This is a genomic window from Pseudomonas sp. MWU12-2319 (assembly GCF_023242525.1).
GTDB classification, from domain to species: Bacteria; Pseudomonadota; Gammaproteobacteria; order Pseudomonadales; family Pseudomonadaceae; genus Aquipseudomonas; species Aquipseudomonas gingeri_D.
Window position 1 is genome coordinate 226,231 of record NZ_JALJES010000005.1, and the last position, 16,588, is coordinate 242,818.

14 protein-coding genes are annotated in these 16,588 nt (G+C 61.6%); 7 read left to right on the forward strand and 7 right to left on the reverse strand.

Going from position 1 to position 16,588, the window contains the following annotated elements:
* Nucleotides 1-19: 19 nt before the first annotated feature.
* Nucleotides 20-505, reverse strand: a complete 486-nt coding sequence (locus M5C01_RS10730) for a YajQ family cyclic di-GMP-binding protein (protein WP_103496674.1) — start codon at nucleotides 503-505, stop codon at nucleotides 20-22.
* Nucleotides 506-623: 118 nt separating this feature from the next.
* Between M5C01_RS10730 and M5C01_RS10735 the strand changes: the two genes are divergently transcribed.
* From M5C01_RS10735 to M5C01_RS10750, 4 genes are all read left to right on the forward strand, one after another.
* Entirely contained in the window at nucleotides 624-1,577 is a 954-nt protein-coding gene (locus M5C01_RS10735) for a diguanylate cyclase (RefSeq protein WP_103496673.1), read from the forward strand.
* Nucleotides 1,577-2,494, forward strand: coding sequence for a putative 2-dehydropantoate 2-reductase (locus M5C01_RS10740; RefSeq protein WP_152738147.1), 918 nt, complete (start codon nucleotides 1,577-1,579; stop codon nucleotides 2,492-2,494). The genes M5C01_RS10735 and M5C01_RS10740 overlap by 1 nt, the downstream gene beginning before the upstream one ends.
* Before the next feature lie 115 nt (nucleotides 2,495-2,609).
* Nucleotides 2,610-4,646: an ATP-binding protein gene (locus M5C01_RS10745; RefSeq protein WP_103496671.1), complete on the forward strand. Its 2,037-nt coding sequence runs from the start codon at nucleotides 2,610-2,612 to the stop codon at nucleotides 4,644-4,646.
* A 2-nt stretch (nucleotides 4,647-4,648) separates the two neighbouring features.
* The gene (locus tag M5C01_RS10750; protein ID WP_103496670.1) at nucleotides 4,649-5,233 is read left to right on the forward strand and encodes a cob(I)yrinic acid a,c-diamide adenosyltransferase; all 585 of its coding nucleotides are present in this window, start codon (nucleotides 4,649-4,651) and stop codon (nucleotides 5,231-5,233) included.
* A gap of 13 nt (nucleotides 5,234-5,246) precedes the next feature.
* On the opposite strand, the gene M5C01_RS10755 is transcribed toward M5C01_RS10750, so the two are convergent.
* From M5C01_RS10755 to secA, 3 genes are all read right to left on the reverse strand, one after another.
* On the reverse strand, nucleotides 5,247-6,188 hold the full coding sequence (locus tag M5C01_RS10755; protein ID WP_178129807.1) for a Nudix family hydrolase: 942 nt from the start codon (nucleotides 6,186-6,188) through the stop codon (nucleotides 5,247-5,249).
* 28 nt (nucleotides 6,189-6,216) lie between these two features.
* Nucleotides 6,217-7,434 (reverse strand): bifunctional glutamate N-acetyltransferase/amino-acid acetyltransferase ArgJ, encoded by a 1,218-nt coding sequence (gene argJ / locus M5C01_RS10760; protein WP_103496668.1) that lies wholly within the window; start codon nucleotides 7,432-7,434, stop codon nucleotides 6,217-6,219.
* Between the two features lie 121 nt (nucleotides 7,435-7,555).
* Nucleotides 7,556-10,291, reverse strand: a complete 2,736-nt coding sequence (gene secA, locus M5C01_RS10765; RefSeq protein ID WP_103496667.1) for a preprotein translocase subunit SecA — start codon at nucleotides 10,289-10,291, stop codon at nucleotides 7,556-7,558.
* A gap of 307 nt (nucleotides 10,292-10,598) precedes the next feature.
* Between secA and M5C01_RS10770 the strand changes: the two genes are divergently transcribed.
* On the forward strand, nucleotides 10,599-11,054 hold the full coding sequence (locus tag M5C01_RS10770) for a DciA family protein (protein ID WP_152738144.1): 456 nt from the start codon (nucleotides 10,599-10,601) through the stop codon (nucleotides 11,052-11,054).
* A 304-nt stretch (nucleotides 11,055-11,358) separates the two neighbouring features.
* On the forward strand, nucleotides 11,359-13,248 hold the full coding sequence (locus M5C01_RS10775; protein ID WP_152738141.1) for a methyl-accepting chemotaxis protein: 1,890 nt from the start codon (nucleotides 11,359-11,361) through the stop codon (nucleotides 13,246-13,248).
* On the opposite strand, the gene M5C01_RS10780 is transcribed toward M5C01_RS10775, so the two are convergent.
* Together M5C01_RS10780 and purU are read right to left on the reverse strand one after the other, a co-directional pair.
* Nucleotides 13,238-13,435, reverse strand: coding sequence for a hypothetical protein (locus M5C01_RS10780; RefSeq protein ID WP_152738138.1), 198 nt, complete (start codon nucleotides 13,433-13,435; stop codon nucleotides 13,238-13,240). The genes M5C01_RS10775 and M5C01_RS10780 overlap by 11 nt on opposite strands.
* A gap of 30 nt (nucleotides 13,436-13,465) precedes the next feature.
* On the reverse strand, nucleotides 13,466-14,314 hold the full coding sequence (gene purU, locus M5C01_RS10785) for a formyltetrahydrofolate deformylase (RefSeq protein ID WP_103496663.1): 849 nt from the start codon (nucleotides 14,312-14,314) through the stop codon (nucleotides 13,466-13,468).
* 350 nt (nucleotides 14,315-14,664) lie between these two features.
* Here purU and mvaT point away from each other — a divergent pair, with 350 nt between their 5' ends.
* Nucleotides 14,665-15,042, forward strand: coding sequence for a histone-like nucleoid-structuring protein MvaT (gene mvaT, locus M5C01_RS10790; protein WP_040070505.1), 378 nt, complete (start codon nucleotides 14,665-14,667; stop codon nucleotides 15,040-15,042).
* Nucleotides 15,043-15,133: 91 nt separating this feature from the next.
* Here mvaT and sbcB read toward each other — a convergent pair whose 3' ends face one another.
* A complete protein-coding gene (gene sbcB, locus M5C01_RS10795; protein WP_177099947.1) occupies nucleotides 15,134-16,570 on the reverse strand; it encodes an exodeoxyribonuclease I in 1,437 nt (478 codons plus the stop codon).
* Nucleotides 16,571-16,588: the final 18 nt, after the last annotated feature.

Here is a 16,588-nt window from a genome sequence, read left to right on the forward strand (position 1 = left end):
GGTTCCCTGACAGCCTAGATCAGTCGCGGAAATTGTTGAATTGCAGCGGCACATCGAATTCCTTGGCCCGCAGGTTGGCAATCGCCTCCTGCAGATCGTCACGCTTCTTGCCGGTAACCCGTACCTGCTCGCCCTGGATGGCGGCCTGGACCTTGAGCTTGGCGTCCTTGATGTGCGCGACGATTTTCTTCGCGGTGTCCTTGTCGATACCTTCCTTGAAGGTCGCTTCCTGCTTCATCAGCTTGCCGGAGGCGTAGGCGTCCTTGATTTCCAGGCATTTGACGTCGATCTTGCGCTTGACCAGGGACATGCGCAGGATCTCCAGCATGGCTTCGAGCTGGAACTCGGCTTCGGCGGTCAAGGTGATGGTCTGCTCCTTGTCCTTGAACTCGAAGGAGCCTTTGCCCTTGAGGTCATAACGACGGTCCAGTTCCTTGACGGCGTTCTCGACGGCGTTGGTGACTTCGTGCTTGTCCAGTTCGGATACCACGTCGAACGACGGCATCGTATTTCTCCAAAATAAAATCGGCGCCGCTCAATACCGATGGAGCGCGCCTGGTTTGACGGTTAAAATCCGCGAGCATTATAGCGGTTCTTCCCACTCATTCACTTGTGAGTCACCCATGCCGAACCCGGATCTGAGCATTTTGCTGGTGAGTGATGAGAATCTGGCCAGCAGTACGCTGGGCAGCAGCCTCCAGCGCGCGGGTTATCAGGACATCCGTCAGGCCAATGACGGCGTCCTGGCACTGGAGCAACTCGACCAGCGGGCCGCCGGCCTGCTGATCTGCGCGGGAAGCGCAGGTCTGGCGCTTGCCGCCAAGGTCCGACAAAGGGACGAGATGAACGATCACAACACCTACGTGATCCTTATCAGCGACCAATCGCCCTCGATCCTGCTGGACGAGACCTCGGACAACGACATCGACGACCTGCTCGCCCCGGCCGATGTCGAGCGCCATCTGCTGACCCGGGTGCTCGCCGCCGACCGCCTGTGCAACACCTTGCAGCGTCTGCGCCAGGAAAACCGCCTGTTGCGCCAGAACATCGCCAGCCTCGAACAGCGCAATCTGGTGGACTCCCTGACCGGCCTGGGCAATGCCCGCTACCTGCGCCAGAAGCTCAGCGACAGCCTGCGCCAGGTCCAGGCCCGCGGCGGAGCCATCTGCTACCTGCTGATCGGGATCGAACAGGCCGAGTCGCTGCAACGCCAATATGGCAACGACCTCTACGACGAGCTGCTGCAAGCCATCGCCCGCCGCCTGCAACAACTGGTGCGGCCACTGGATGTACTGGCGCGCCTGGACGAGCGGCATTTCGTCCTGATGACCTTGCCGGCCGACCTGCAGGAATGCGCCCCGAGCAGCTTCAAGCGCCTGCATGAAGGCCTGAACCTCAAGACCTTCATGACCAACGCAGGTCCCATCGAGCTCAAGGCCGGCATCAGCCTGATCGGCCTGGACAGCAAGTGCTTCCCGCTGGACCCGCAAACCCTGTTCGATGAGTCCGAGCACCTGTTGCTCGAGTCCTATGCCGGCGGCGTGGTCAGCGCCAAACGCCTGCCGGCGCGTAGCTGATGAGCACCCACTGGCATGTACTGGGCGCCGGTAGCCTGGGTAGCCTGTGGGCCACCCGGTTGGCCAGGGCCGGCCTGCCGGTGACATTGATTCTGCGCGATGCGGCGCGGCTGGCGGCGTACGAAGCGGCAGGCGGCCTGACCCTGGTCGAACAGGGTCGGGAACAACGTTTTGCGATTCCGGCCGAAACCCTCGACAGCCCTGCGCCCATCCAGCGCCTGCTGGTCGCGTGCAAGGCCTACGATGCCGAGGCCGCAGTCACCCGCCTCGCGCCGCGAATCGCCCCCGGCGCAGAGCTGGTGTTGTTGCAAAACGGCCTCGGCAGCCAGGACGCGGTCGCGGCCCGCGCACCCCACGCCCGCTGTCTGTTCGCCTCCAGCACCGAGGGCGCCTTTCGCGACGGCGACTGGCGCGTGGTGTTCGCCGGTCACGGTTTCACCTGGCTGGGGGACGTTGCCCATCCGCAACCACCGTACTGGCTCGATGACCTGACACTGGCCGGCATTCCCCACGAATGGAACACCCAGATCCTCACCCGACTCTGGCGCAAGCTGGCGCTCAACTGCGCCATCAATCCGCTGACGGTGCTCTACGATTGCCGCAACGGCGGCTTGCTGGAACACCATTGTGAAGTCGCCACCCTCTGCGCCGAACTGACCGAACTGCTCGAATGCTGCGGCCAGCCGGCCGCCGCCCTGGACCTGCAGAGCGAAGTGGAACGGGTGATCCAGGCCACCGCGGCGAACTACTCCTCCATGCATCAGGACGTCACCCAGGGGCGGCGTACCGAGATCGGCTACCTGCTGGGTTATGCCTGCGCGGCGGCGGCCCGCCATCACCGCAGCCTGCCGCACCTGAGCCGCCTGTATAACCGGCTGGTGGCCCACCTGATGGCAAAGGGCGTGCCCAGCACCTGAGACATAAGCCGTCCCGCGCAAAAGACCGGGCCCAAGCGACGGTTTGATACACTTATGGACGGCACGGCAGTCGAACCCCGCCCGCCGCCATTCGCCTCTCGAAACAGGACAACCGATGCCTCTGCGCCAGCGCCTCGAAAACCTGCCGGTCGGCCAAAAACTTCTCGCCGCCCTACTGGTCCTGCTGACCACCGTATTACTGGTCGCCAACCTGACGTTCATCAGCGCCGCCTACTGGATCTCCCAGGAGAGCATGGCACCCCAGGCCTTGCAGACCATCGGCCGACTGATATCGAGCCCGAACCTGATCAGCCAGGCCCTCGACTCGCCGGAAGCCGCCGAAGCCCTGCTCAAGGAACTCGACAGTTACTCGCCGCTGCGCGCCGCCGCGATCTATGACGGTCCGGGCAATCGCATGGCGCAGCTGCAACACGGCGATCACCTGAAACTGCCGGAGCGCTTTCGCCATATCGAAGCCTGGCGCCTGACCGAGTTTCGCAGCAACCAGGTCATCGAGATGCCGCGCCCGGGCTCGGCGCCCGGACACCTGTTGCTGGTGGCCAGCAGCGAACTGCCGGTGGCGTTCTACACCGGCACCCTGACCGCCAGCCTCGGCATCCTGACCTTCAGTATCCTGCTGTGGCTGATCATCGCCCGCCAGATCAAGCGCCTGATTACCCGACCGATCCACGAACTCGAAGAGCTGTCGCGCCAGGTCACCCGGGAAGAGAACTACTCATTGCGGGCCTCGCGCGGCAACCACGACGAAATCGGCAGCCTGGCCGAAGCCTTCAATACCATGCTGTCGCGCATCGAGGCCCGGGAGCAGCAGCTCAAGCGCGCCCGCGATGACGCCCAGGGCGCCTACGACCAGGCCCAGGGTCTGGCCGAGGAAACCCGCCACACCAACCGCAAGCTGGAACTCGAAGTCCAGGTGCGCAGCAAGATCGAGAAAAAGCTCACGGGCTTCCAGAACTACCTCAACAGCATCATCGACTCCATGCCCTCGGCCCTGATCGCCCTGGACGAGCAACTCTATGTCACCCAGTGGAACCAGGAAGCCAGCGCCCTCTCCGGCACGCCGCTGGACGAAGCGCTGAACCAGCCGATCTTCCTCGCCTTCGAACCGCTCAAGCCGTTCCTGCCGCAGCTCAAGGAAACCGTCGAGCAACACAGCGTGGCGAAGATCGAGCGGGTGACCTGGATCAAGGACGACGAAGCCCGCCACTATGCCCTGACCTTCTACCCGCTGATGGGCGGCGCCGGACGAGGCGTGGTGATTCGCATCGACGATATCTCCCAGCGCCTGTCGCTGGAGGAAATGATGGTGCAATCGGAAAAAATGCTCTCGGTCGGCGGTTTGGCCGCGGGCATGGCCCACGAAATCAACAACCCCCTGGGGGCCATCCTGCACAACGTGCAGAACATCCGCCGACGCCTGTCCAAGGAGCTGCCGAAGAACCTCGAATACGCGCAACAGGCCGGCATCGACCTGGACACCGTCAACCGCTACCTGCAAAGCCGCGAAGTGCCGCAACTGCTCGACGGCATCCAGCAGGCCGGCGCGCGGGCGGCGAAGATCGTTACCCATATGCTCAGCTTCAGCCGGCGCAGCAACCGTGAAATGGCCCCTTGCGACCTGCCGGCGCTGATCGACCAGGCGGTGGAAATCGCCGGCAACGACTTCGACCTGACCATCGGCTTCGACTTCAAGGGCCAGGCGATCATCCGCCAGTTCGACCCGCAACTGGGCCCGGTCCCGGGCACCGCCAACGAGTTGGAGCAGGTGCTGTTGAACCTGCTGAAAAACGCTGCCCAGGCCATCCACCAACGCGAGGACGAACGCGAACCCGGGCGTATTACCCTGCGCACCCGCCTGAATCCACCCTGGGCAGAGATCCAGGTCGAGGACAACGGTGTCGGCATGCCGGAGCATATCCGCAAACGCACCTTCGAACCCTTCTTCACCACCAAGGAAATCGGCCAGGGCACCGGGTTGGGTCTGTCGGTGTCCTACTTCATCATCACCAATAACCATAAAGGCCAGATGGAAGTGCAATCGGCGCCGGGCGCGGGCACCTGCGTGACCCTGCGCCTGCCGTTGGCCGGTAGCCAGGCGGCGCTTCCCGAACTGAGCAAAGCGGAGTCTTGAGCATGGGTTTTCGTCTGTCGAAGATTTACACACGCACCGGCGATGCCGGGGAAACGGGACTGGGCGATGGACGTCGGGTGCCGAAGGACCATCCGCGGATCGAAGCCATCGGCGAGGTCGATATGCTCAACAGCCAGCTGGGACTGCTATTGGCCGGGTTGGCGGAGCTGGTGGTGATTCATCCGGAGTTGAATGAGCTGATCGAAGTGCTGGCACCGGTTCAACATCGGTTGTTCGATCTGGGCGGTGAACTGGCGATGCCGACCTACCAGGCCCTCGATGCGGCCGAGATCCAGCGCCTGGAAACCGCCATTGATCGCTGGAACGAAGAATTGGGCCCACTGGAAAACTTCATCCTGCCGGGTGGCTCGATGCTGATTGCCCAGGCCCATATCTGCCGCAGCCAGGCCCGTAGCGCCGAGCGGCGTTGCCAGCAGTTGAATGCCGTTGAACCTTTGGGAGGGGTTGGCCTGGCTTACATCAATCGGCTGTCGGACTTGCTGTTTGTGGCGGCAAGGGTAATTGCACGGCGCGAGAAGATTGCCGAGATATTGTGGGAGGCGGCGAAGAAGCCGGTCTCCCACTGATCTAGAGCCGTGCTTATTGCGGCCAGAACGCCCGAATACCGGCCACGCCCTGTGCGCCGGTTTCCCAGGCACGCTGCAATTCGCTCGGCCCAACCCCGCCCAGCAGATACACCGGCTTGTTGAAGCCCGAGATCAACTGCCCGGCCTGCTCCCAGCCCAGCGGCTGCGCCTCCGGATGGGTCTGCGTCGGTTGCACCGGCGACAGCGTGACAAAGTCCACGCCCATCTGTTCGGCCAAGGCCAGCTCTTCAGCGTTATGGCACGAAGCGGCCAACCAGCGATCCGCCGGCAACGGCCGCCCGGCACTGGCGTACTTGCGCAACTGCGCGGACGTCATATGCCAGCCCGCCGACGGGAAATCCCCCAGCCACTCGAAAGGCCCCTTGAGCATCAGCTGTGCCTTGCCCGCACACAACCCCACCGCGTCCACCGCCAGGTCGCGGTACTTCGGGTCATAACCGTTGGGCGCCCGCAGTTGAACCAGCTTGATCCCACCGGCAATCGCCTTCTGGATCCCCTTGAGCAACTGCGGAGTCTCCAGGCCATCGGGAGTAATCAGATACTCCGCCGACAAACGGGCGGCGGCGACAATCGGCTGGTTGGCCGCCGGAAACTCGTAGTCCGCCAGCTCCCGCGCACTGACCCAGGCCAGCGGCTGGCCCTCGGCACCGTGGGGGTCGCCGGTAAAAGCCGAAACCTCCCAGACATCCAGCAAGACCTGCTTGTCCGGATAATCGTGCCGCACCTTGATCAACGGTCGGGCAGCACTGACCACGATGCCCAGCTCTTCCTGAAGCTCGCGGGCCAGGGCCACCTGGACGGCTTCGCCGTCCTCGACCTTGCCGCCGGGAAACTCCCAGAGACCGCCCTGGTGCTGGGTATCCGCCCGACGGGCAATCAGGATGCGACCGTCAACACCCCGGATGACCGCCGCCGCCACATGAACGCGTTTCACGTTGAAACCTCCTGCTCGAACCTGTGGATCAGGTGCGGTATTCCGCGTTGATCTTCACGTACTCGTGGGACAGGTCGGTGGTCCAGATGGTTTCACTGCACTGGCCGCGACCCAATTCGATACGAATGGTGATTTCTTCCCGAGCCATGACCGCCGAGCCCTGCTCTTCGGTGTAGCTCGCCGCACGAGCGCCACGGCTGGCGATGCAGACTTCGCCGAGGAACACGTCGATCTTGCTCACATCCAGGTCCGGCACACCGGCGCGGCCGACGGCGGCGAGGATACGGCCCCAGTTCGGATCGGAGGCGAACAGCGCCGTCTTGATCAGCGGCGAATGCGCCACGGTGTAACCGACATCCAGGCATTCCTGGTGATTGCCGCCGCCGTTGACTTCGACGGTGACGAACTTGGTGGCGCCTTCGCCGTCACGAACAATGGCCTGGGCCACATCCATGCACACCTCGAACACGGCCTTTTTCAGCGCGTCGAACAACGGCCCGCGGGCCTCGGTGATTTCCGGCAGCCCGGCCTGGCCGGTGGCGATCAGCATGCAGCAGTCGTTGGTCGAGGTGTCGCCGTCGATGGTGATGCGGTTGAACGACTTGTTCGCACCGTCCAGCATCAGGCTGTGCAGGACCTCACGGGAGACCTTGGCGTCGGTGGCGATGTAGCCGAGCATGGTCGCCATGTTCGGACGGATCATCCCCGCCCCCTTGCTGATCCCGGTGACGGTAATGGTCACGCCGTCATGCTGGAACTGGCGGCTCGCGCCCTTGGGCAGGGTGTCGGTGGTCATGATGCCGGTGGCGGCAGCAGCCCAGTTATCCACGGACAGGTCATCCAGGGCCGCCTGCAAGGCGCCTTCGATTTTCTCTACCGGCAACGGCTCGCCGATCACCCCGGTGGAGTACGGCAGCACGGCGCTTTCATCGACACCGGTCAGCTCGGCCAGCTTGGCGCAGGTCCGCGCGGCGGCGGCCAGGCCCGGCTCACCGGTTCCGGCGTTGGCATTGCCGGTGTTGGTCAACAGATAACGCACGTTGCCCTGGACGCGCTGCTTGGCCAGGATCACGGGTGCCGCGCAAAACGCGTTGAGGGTAAACACCCCCGCCACCGTGGAACCTTCGGCGCAGCGCATCACCACCACATCCTTGCGCCCGGGGCGCTTGATACCGGCCGAGGCGATACCGAGTTCAAAACCGGCAACCGGGTGCAACGTAGGCAAAGGACCAAGACCAACAGCCATGAATGCGCTCCTTTTAATGTGATATCTGCACTGCCGTCACAAGGGCAGTGTTTCAAATGGAAAAACGCCGCGACGGCTAATGCCGGTCGCGGCGCAGGTATTTCAGTATCCGGTAAAGACCTTAGCTGATCTGACCGTGGCAGTGCTTGTACTTCTTGCCCGAACCGCAGTAGCACAGTTCGTTACGGCCCAGCTTCTGCTCGTTGCGCACCGGCGCGGTGGCCAGGGCGACATCGACTTCTTCACCGAGGATTTCCGGCGCGTCCAGGCCTGGGGCTTCAGCGTGCTCGAACTGCATGCGCTGGGCCAGGGCTTCGGCTTCCTGACGCAGGCGCGCTTCTTCTTCGATCGGATCTTCGCGACGCACCTGGACGTGGGAGAGGACACGAATCGAATCGCGCTTGATCGAGTCCAGCAGCTCGGAGAACAGGGTGAACGACTCGCGCTTGTATTCCTGCTTCGGGTTCTTCTGCGCATAACCACGCAGGTGGATGCCGTGGCGCAGGTGATCCATGGTCGACAGGTGGTCTTTCCAAAGGTCGTCGAGCACACGCAGCACGATCTGCTTCTCGAAGGTGCGCAGCGCTTCGGCACTGGCCTGCTCTTCTTTTTCGTTGTACGCCAGCAGCAGCTCGCTGAGCAGCTTCTCGCGCAGGGTCTCTTCGTACAGGTGATCGTCTTCGTCGAGCCACTGCTGGATTGGCAGTTGCACGCCGAAATCGTTCTGCAGGGCCGCTTCCAGACCCGCCACGTCCCACTGTTCTGGCAGCGACTGTGGAGGAATATGGGCGCTGACAGTGGCGTTGAGCACGTCCTGACGGAAGTCGGCGATGGTTTCACCGATATTGTCGGCGGCCAGCAACGTGTTACGCATGTGATAGATCACTTTACGCTGTTCGTTGTTGACGTCGTCGAACTCGAGCAGTTGCTTGCGAATGTCGAAGTTGCGGCCTTCGACCTTGCGCTGGGCCTTTTCGATGGCGTTGGTCACCATGCGGTGCTCGATCGCCTCGCCTGGCTGCATGCCCAGGGCCTTCATGAAGTTCTTCACCCGGTCCGAGGCGAAGATACGCATCAGGCTGTCTTCCAGGGACAGGTAGAAACGGCTGGAACCGGCGTCGCCCTGACGACCGGCGCGACCGCGCAGCTGGTTGTCGATACGACGGGATTCGTGACGCTCGGAAGCGATCACCTGCAAGCCGCCCGACTCGAGCACCTGCTGGTGGCGTTTCTGCCAGTCGGCCTTGATCTGGGCGATCTGCTCAGGCGTCGGGTTTTCCAGGGCCGCCACTTCGACTTCCCAGTTACCGCCCAACAGGATGTCGGTACCGCGACCGGCCATGTTGGTGGCGATGGTCAGGGCGCCAGGGCGACCGGCCTGGGCGATGATTTCCGCTTCCTTCTCGTGGAACTTGGCGTTCAGGACCTTGTGCTCGATGTTCTCCTTATTGAGCAGGCTGGACATGTGCTCGGAGGTCTCGATGGTCGCCGTACCCACCAGCACCGGACGGCCCTGGGCCAGGGACTCCTTGATGTCGGTGATGATCGCCGCGTACTTCTCTTCGGCAGTGAGGAACACCAGGTCGTTGTAGTCCTTGCGCGCCAATGGCTTGTTCGGCGGGATGACCGTCACTTGCAGGCCGTAGATCTGGTGGAACTCGAATGCTTCGGTGTCCGCGGTACCGGTCATGCCGGACAGCTTGGTGTACAGGCGGAAGTAGTTCTGGAAGGTGGTCGAGGCCAAGGTCTGGCTTTCAGCCTGGATATTCAGGTTTTCCTTGGCCTCGATGGCCTGGTGCAGGCCCTCGGACAGGCGACGGCCGGGCATGGTCCGGCCGGTGTGTTCGTCCACCAGGACAACCTGGCCTTCCTGGACGATGTATTCGACGTTGCGGTTGAACAGCTTGTGGGCACGCAGGCCGGCATACACGTGGGTCAACAGGCCCAGGTTGTGCGCCGAATAGAGGCTCTCGCCCTCGGCCAGCAGGCCGACCTGGGTCAGCATCTCTTCGATGAACTGGTGACCGGCTTCGTTGAGCTCGACCTGACGGGTCTTCTCGTCGACGGTGAAGTGGCCTTCCTTGGTCACCACGCCTTCCACTTCCTCGACGTGCAGCTGGAGGCGCGGGATCAGCTTGTTGATCTCGGTGTACAACCGCGAGCTGTCTTCGGCCTGGCCGGAGATGATCAGCGGGGTGCGGGCTTCGTCGATCAGGATGGAGTCGACTTCGTCGATCACGGCAAAGTTCAGCTCGCGCTGGAACTTCTCTTCCATGCTGAACGCCATGTTGTCGCGCAGGTAGTCGAAACCGAATTCGTTGTTGGTGCCATAGGTGATGTCGGCGGCATAGGCGGCACGCTTCTCTTCCGGCGGCTGGAACGGCGTGACCACGCCGACCGTCAGGCCGAGGAATTCATAAAGCGGGCGCATCCAGTTGGCGTCGCGGCGGGCCAGGTAGTCGTTCACCGTGACCACGTGCACACCTTTGCCGGACAGCGCGTTGAGGTAAACGCCCAGGGTCGCCACCAGGGTTTTACCCTCGCCGGTGCGCATTTCCGCGATCATGCCTTCGTGCAAGGTCATGCCGCCGATCAACTGCACGTCGAAGTGGCGCATGCCCATGACCCGCTTGCCGGCTTCGCGGGCGACCGCAAAGGCTTCGGGCAGGAGTGTGTCGAGGGTCTCACCTTGGGCTATGCGGGCCTTGAACTCTCCGGTCTTGGCACGCAACTGCTCGTCCGAAAGGGCCACCATTTGCTCTTCGAAGGCATTGACGATCTGTACCGTCTTGAGCATGCGTTTGACTTCACGCTCGTTCTTGCTTCCAAAAAGTTTCTTTAACAAAGGCGCAAACATATCGGCAGGTTCTTCCACACATAGGGATGGAGGGCGGCCCCGTGAGTCGCCCGAGCAGCCCTCATGGCCGCATGCGAACGAGTATTCTACCCGGAAACGATGGTGAGGAAAGTGGCGTTAATCCACGATGCTGGCACAGCGCTGTGACGGGGCCACTCTAAAATAAGGTCTTTTTCCCGAACTTCAAGCCATCGAGTGCAGACGTTAACCGCGGACTTTAGGGCCAAAGACGATTCACATCAATGGCCGCGGGCAGAGCGGGCGCTTCTGCTACCATGGCGACTCTGTTTCTTCAGGTGTCTGAACCATGGCATTTCGCCCCCTCACGGCCCGGGCTCCCGCCGCCCTGCTTCGCGAAGCCAAGCCGCTGAAAGCCATTTTCGGCCATGCCCAACGCCTTGCGCATTTGCAGCGCCTGGTGGAAAGCCAACTGCAACCCGCCGCCCGCGAGCACTGCCACGTGGCGTCGTGGCGCGAAGGCAGCCTGTTGCTGATCGTCACCGACGGGCACTGGGCGACCCGCCTGCGCTACCAGCAAAAACGCCTGCAACGGCAATTACAGGCGTTCGAGGTGTTCGAGAGCCTGACCCGCATCCTGTTCAAGGTGCAGCCGCCGACCGTGCCCCAGGGCGCGGTGGGCCACACCATGGATTTGTCGGTGAGCGCAGCGCAAACCATCCAGGACACCGCCGACGGCATCAGCGACCCGAACCTGCGCGCCGCCCTGGAGCGCCTGGCCAGCCACGCCAAGCCCAAGACCTGAACCGGCGGCCTCGCCGCCTCCCCGACGACCTGATCGCCTGTTCCTGGAGGGCTTCAGCGCGCTCCATCCCGAGAAACCCGCCAGGGCTATCCGTCCGGCGGGACGCAGTTGCCCTGGTTAATCTTTGCGCCGACTCAGTCGATAGCAAGAGGACAACCCAGAAAACAATCAAAACAACAATCCGGCTTTCCCCCAAGAAGAGCCCCCAAGGAGCAGAGGAACAGCTTAGGTTCAACGCTGCCCAGCGCGCACCACCGGCCATCGCCTACCTGGACACCCAAAACTTCAGCGGACCTTGAACGCCATGAACAAAAACCTCAAATTCAGTCACAAGATCCTGCTGGCCGCGTCGCTGATCGTACTCGCGGCCTTTGCGCTCTTCACGCTGTACAACGATTACCTGCAACGCAATGCAATCCGCGATGACCTCAACAGTTATCTACATGAGATGGGGGGCGTCACCGCCAACAATATCCAGACCTGGCTGACCGGCCGCAGCCTGCTGATCGAAAACCTGTCCCAGTCGGTCGCCCTCAATGCCGACCCGGCCAACGTCTCCAACCTGCTGGAACAGAAGGCCATCACCTCGACCTTCATGGGCGCCTACCTGGGCAACAAGGACGGCAGCTTCATGATCCGTCCGGACAGCAAGATGCCCGACGGCTACGACCCCCGCGCCCGCCCCTGGTACAAGAGTGCCGAGAACAGCAGCGGCTCGGCCCTGACCGAACCCTATATCGACCTGGCGTCCGGGCAGTTGGTGATTTCCATCGTCAACACCGTGCGCAAGGCCGGCCAGAGCATCGGCGTGGTGGGCGGCGACCTGAGCCTGCAAGCCATTGCCGACAGCCTCAACGCCTTGAGTTTCGACGGTAACGGCTACGCCTTCCTGGTCAGCGCCGATGGCAAGATCCTGGTGCACCCGGACAAGGCCCTGGTGATGAAAAGCCTCAGCGACGCCTATCCCCAGGACACCCCGCGCATCGGCAACGAGATCAGCGAAACCGTGGCCAACGGCAAGACGCGCATCGTCGCCTTCGCCCCGATCAAGGGTTTATCTTCGGTAAGCTGGTATGTCGGCGTGTCCGTGGACAAGGACAAGGCCTTTGCGATGCTGAGCAATTTCCGCAGCTCGGCCGTGATCGCCACCACCATCGCCGTACTGATCATCATCGCCCTGCTCGGCCTGTTGATCCGTGCGCTGATGCAACCGCTGCACGTGATGACCCGTGCCATGCAGGATATCGCCGACGGCGAAGGCGACCTGACCCGGCGCCTGACGATCGAGTCCCAGGACGAGTTCGGGATCCTCGGTAGCGCCTTCAACCGTTTCGTCGAACGCATCCACACCTCGATCAGCGAAGTCTCCTCGGCAACCCAACAGGTCAACGAAGTGGCCCTGCGGGTGGTCAGCGCCTCGAACTCGTCGATGCTCAACTCCGATGAACAGGCCAGTCGCACCAACAGCGTCGCCGCGGCCATCAACCAGCTGGGTGCCGCCGCCCAGGAAATTGCCCGCAATGCCGCCCAGGCCTCGAATCAGGCCAGCGACGCCCGTGGCCTGGCCACGGACGGTCAGCAGGTGGTGGAGCGCAGCATCAAGGCCATGCACCAGTTGTCGGAAATGCTTGCCACATCAAGCACCAACATCGAGTCGCTGAACAGCAAGACGGTGAATATCGGGCAGATTCTCGAAGTGATCACCAGTATTTCCCAGCAAACCAACCTGCTGGCCCTCAACGCCGCCATCGAGGCGGCCCGGGCCGGTGAGGCCGGACGCGGCTTTGCGGTGGTCGCGGACGAGGTGCGCAACCTGGCTCATCGCACCCAGGAATCGGCGCAGCAGATCCAGACCATGATCGAAGAATTGCAGGTTGGCGCCCGAGAATCGGTCGGCACCATGGGCCATAGCCAGCGCCACAGCCTGGAAAGTGTGGAAATCGCCAACCTGGCCGGCGAACGCCTGAGCAGCGTGACCCAGCGGATCAGCGAGATAGACGGCATGAACCAATCCGTCGCCACGGCCACCGAAGAGCAAACCTCGGTGGTCGAGTCGATCAACGTGGACATCACCGAGATCAACACCCTCAATCAGCAAGGTGTGGAGAACCTGCAGTCAACCCTGCGGGCCTGTACCGACCTGGAACAGCAGGCTGCGCGATTGAAGCAGCTGGTGGGCAGTTTCAGGATTTAAGCGACGCAGAAGAGTCTGCGGGCTTGTCTGCTTCGGACTCTTCCTGCAACTGCTGCCAGAGTTCGGCGGCACCGGGAAACTCGGTGCCGTCTTCAGGAGTCATTGCGTCGGTGTCGTAACGGCTCAGACAGCCCTCACCCACGGTCGGCGGCGCCTTGGAGGTTGCCTTGTCGAGTGGATCGCTCATCGCCACAACTCCAGGCCCGTCAACGGGCTGTCAGAACACCACGGTCTTGTTGCCATGCACCAGCACACGATCTTCCAGGTGATAACGCAGGCCACGGGCCAGCACCATCTTCTCGACATCGCGACCGAAACGCACCATGTCTTCGATGCTATCACTGTGGCTGACACGGACCACATCCTGTTCGATGATCGGCCCCGCATCCAGCTCTTCGGTTACATAGTGGCAAGTTGCCCCAATCAACTTCACGCCACGCAGGGACGCCTGATGATAAGGCTTGGCACCGACGAACGATGGCAGGAAGCTGTGATGGATATTGATGACCTTATGCGCATACTCGCGGCACAGTGCCGGCGGCAGGATCTGCATGTAGCGCGCCAGTACCACCACATCGGCTTCGTGATGTTTGACCAGGCGTGAGACTTCGGCAAACGCCGGCTCTTTGTCCTGCGGGTTCACCGGCACGTGGTAGTAGGGAATACCGTGCCACTCAACCATGCTGCGCAGGTCATCGTGGTTGGAAATCACGCAGGCGATCTGGCAATCCAGTTCGTCACTGTGCCAACGGTGCAACAGGTCCGCCAGGCAATGGGACTCACGGCTGGCCATCAACACCACGCGCTTCTTCTGCTCGGTGTCGGTGATGCGCCAGGTCATGGAAAATTCTTCGGCGATCGGGGCAAATGCCTCACGAAAGGCCTCCAGACCAAACGGCAGGCTGTCAGCACGAATCTCGTGGCGCATGAAGAACCAGCCACTGAGGTTGTCGGAGTGGTGACTCGCTTCGGTGATCCAACCGTTGTAAGACGCTAAAAAGTTACTGACTTTGGCAACGATGCCAACGCGGTCGGGGCAGGCAATCACCAGCCGGAAAGTGCGCATGGGGGGAGAACTCCAGAACTTCGCAAAGGTCGCCATTCTAGCCAGTACGGGAAAAAACTGCAGTATTCGTTGCACCGCCGGCCCACTCCTGTCCCGGCACCCGTTTCTCCCCTCGCTTGTAGTGGGCTTTCTCCGAGTGACGCGACGCAGCGCGCCGATAATTCAAACATCGTCACAACAAGACGGCTCTTGGCTCGCGCAGCAAAAACATCTAAGTCGGCGACAAGGACACACCTAAGTTTCAAATTAAATGCAATAAACCACCTATTAAATGTTTACTTGCTCAAATACTCTGACTACTATTGCGTCACTGTACCCCTGTCGTCCTGACTCAACATAAGGTAGTGTCCATGTCCCTGATCCAGAAATACCACGCCACCCAGGAAGCCATCAAAGAACTGCAAGCCCAAATGGCCGCCATGGAAAAAGACGGTGCCCTGAAAAAAGAAATGGAATTCGAAAGCAAACTGCGCACTCTGCTGGGCGAGTACAACAAGGCGCTGCCAGATGTCATCAACATCCTGGACCCACAGGCCAAAGCTGGCAAAGCCGTACGTGGCGCCGTGAAAACCACCGGCACCAAGCGCGCACGCAAGGTCAAGCAATACAAAAACCCGCACAACGGTGAAGTGATCGAAACCAAAGGCGGCAACCACAAGACTCTGAAAGAGTGGAAAGCCAAGTGGGGCGGCGACGTGGTTGAAGGCTGGGCTACCCTGCTGGGCTAAGCCAGGCCGGTCACGGACGCTATTCGCGACCTACAAAAAACGCCAGTTCACTGGCGTTTTTTTATTGTCCGCAATTTAATCGTCGGCGTGTTTAACCGACCGTCACGTTAAAGCGTGCGCACAAAGAGTGTGCATAGTCCTGCCACTGCTCCAGTACCTGACGCTGCGCTGGTGTTGCATTCGGCAAACACTTCATGAGGTGCTCGGTAAAATCCGCCAGGGTATTCGGCGCGCCCCACGCCGCCTCGGTCAGACGCTGTCGGCAGAATGTCCGCCAACGTTGTTGCTCTTCTTCACTCAGGCTGGTGGGAAAGTTGCGTGCCCGGTAACGAAATAATAATTCCGGCAACCGCTCATCATCGAAAGGCCATTGCCCGCGCGCCAACTGCTCGGGCTCCGCACTGCGAACTTGCTCACACAAACGCCGGTCGCGGTCGCCGATAAAGCCATCGTATAACTGCTGCTCCGGATCCTCGCTGGGGGCAAAATCTTCGCCGGCATAAAGGGCCTGGACTTTATCCCGCCAAACTTCCTGGGCCTCACTCAGTTGCTGGCGGCGCGCCTCATAAAGCGCCATGTCCAACTGCAAACGTTTCTGGTCTTCGCCACGCAATACCTTTAGCGGCGCCACCACCGGGCAACGATTGACATGAATCAACTTGAGCGGCACCGGCAGTTGTCCTTCGGCACGCGCCTCATGACGGATGTACAGCTGCTGGCGCAAGGTTTCGGCATCCAGATCGAATAACGGCTGCGGATCCTGGGATAGATCACAGACAATCAAGGCATTGCGGTTACGCGGGTGCCAGGCCAACGGCAGGACCACCCCCAGGTAATGACGCGCGGCCGAGAAGCGTCCGGAAATATGCACCATCGGCTGTAACAGACGAATCTGATCCATGACCCGCTGTTTGCTGCGCAACTGAAACAGCCAGTCATATAACTTCGGCTGTTTCTCGCGGATCAACCGCGCCAGAGCAATGGTGGCACGCACATCGGACAAGGCTTCATGGGCGTGACCATGATCAATGCCATTGGCCGCGGTCAGGCGCTCGAGCTTGAGGGTCACCCGTCCGTCCTCCTCGGGCCAGACGATGCCTTGCGGACGCAGTGCATAGGCCGCCCGCACCACATCGATCAGGTCCCAACGGCTGTTGCCACCCTGCCACTCCCTGGCATAGGGATCGAAAAAGTTTCGATACAGGCTGTAACGGGTGACTTCGTCGTCAAAACGCAAGGTGTTGTAGCCAGCACCGCAGGTCCCCGGAAGGGACAACTGGGCGTGCACGCGGGTCATGAAGTCGGCCTCGACCAAGCCCTGCGTGGCAAGTTGCCGCGGAGTGATGCCGGTAATCATGCAAGCCGCCGGGTGCGGCAGGATATCCTCGCTGGGCCGGCAATACAGGTTGACCGGCTCATCGATCTCGTTGAGCTCGGCATCGGTACGGATGCCCGCCACCTGCAAGGCGCGATCAGAGCGCGGGTTGATCCCGGTGGTTTCGTAGTCGTACCAGAAGATGGAGGTCACGGCGGGTTCCTGAACAGA

What these genes read in the sequence shown, in the direction of transcription:
- M5C01_RS10745 (WP_103496671.1), top strand. Translation starts at nt 2,610, where the DNA reads ATGCCTCTGCGCCAGCGCCTCGAAAACCTGCCGGTCGGCCAAAAACTT.
- M5C01_RS10780 (WP_152738138.1), bottom strand. Translation starts at nt 13,435, where the DNA reads ATGAGCGATCCACTCGACAAGGCAACCTCCAAGGCGCCGCCGACCGTG.
- purU (WP_103496663.1), bottom strand. Translation starts at nt 14,314, where the DNA reads ATGCGCACTTTCCGGCTGGTGATTGCCTGCCCCGACCGCGTTGGCATC.
- M5C01_RS10730 (WP_103496674.1), bottom strand. Translation starts at nt 505, where the DNA reads ATGCCGTCGTTCGACGTGGTATCCGAACTGGACAAGCACGAAGTCACC.
- M5C01_RS10770 (WP_152738144.1), top strand. Translation starts at nt 10,599, where the DNA reads ATGGCATTTCGCCCCCTCACGGCCCGGGCTCCCGCCGCCCTGCTTCGC.
- mvaT (WP_040070505.1), top strand. Translation starts at nt 14,665, where the DNA reads ATGTCCCTGATCCAGAAATACCACGCCACCCAGGAAGCCATCAAAGAA.
- M5C01_RS10740 (WP_152738147.1), top strand. Translation starts at nt 1,577, where the DNA reads ATGAGCACCCACTGGCATGTACTGGGCGCCGGTAGCCTGGGTAGCCTG.
- M5C01_RS10775 (WP_152738141.1), top strand. Translation starts at nt 11,359, where the DNA reads ATGAACAAAAACCTCAAATTCAGTCACAAGATCCTGCTGGCCGCGTCG.
- M5C01_RS10750 (WP_103496670.1), top strand. Translation starts at nt 4,649, where the DNA reads ATGGGTTTTCGTCTGTCGAAGATTTACACACGCACCGGCGATGCCGGG.
- M5C01_RS10735 (WP_103496673.1), top strand. Translation starts at nt 624, where the DNA reads ATGCCGAACCCGGATCTGAGCATTTTGCTGGTGAGTGATGAGAATCTG.
- argJ (WP_103496668.1), bottom strand. Translation starts at nt 7,434, where the DNA reads ATGGCTGTTGGTCTTGGTCCTTTGCCTACGTTGCACCCGGTTGCCGGT.
- secA (WP_103496667.1), bottom strand. Translation starts at nt 10,291, where the DNA reads ATGTTTGCGCCTTTGTTAAAGAAACTTTTTGGAAGCAAGAACGAGCGT.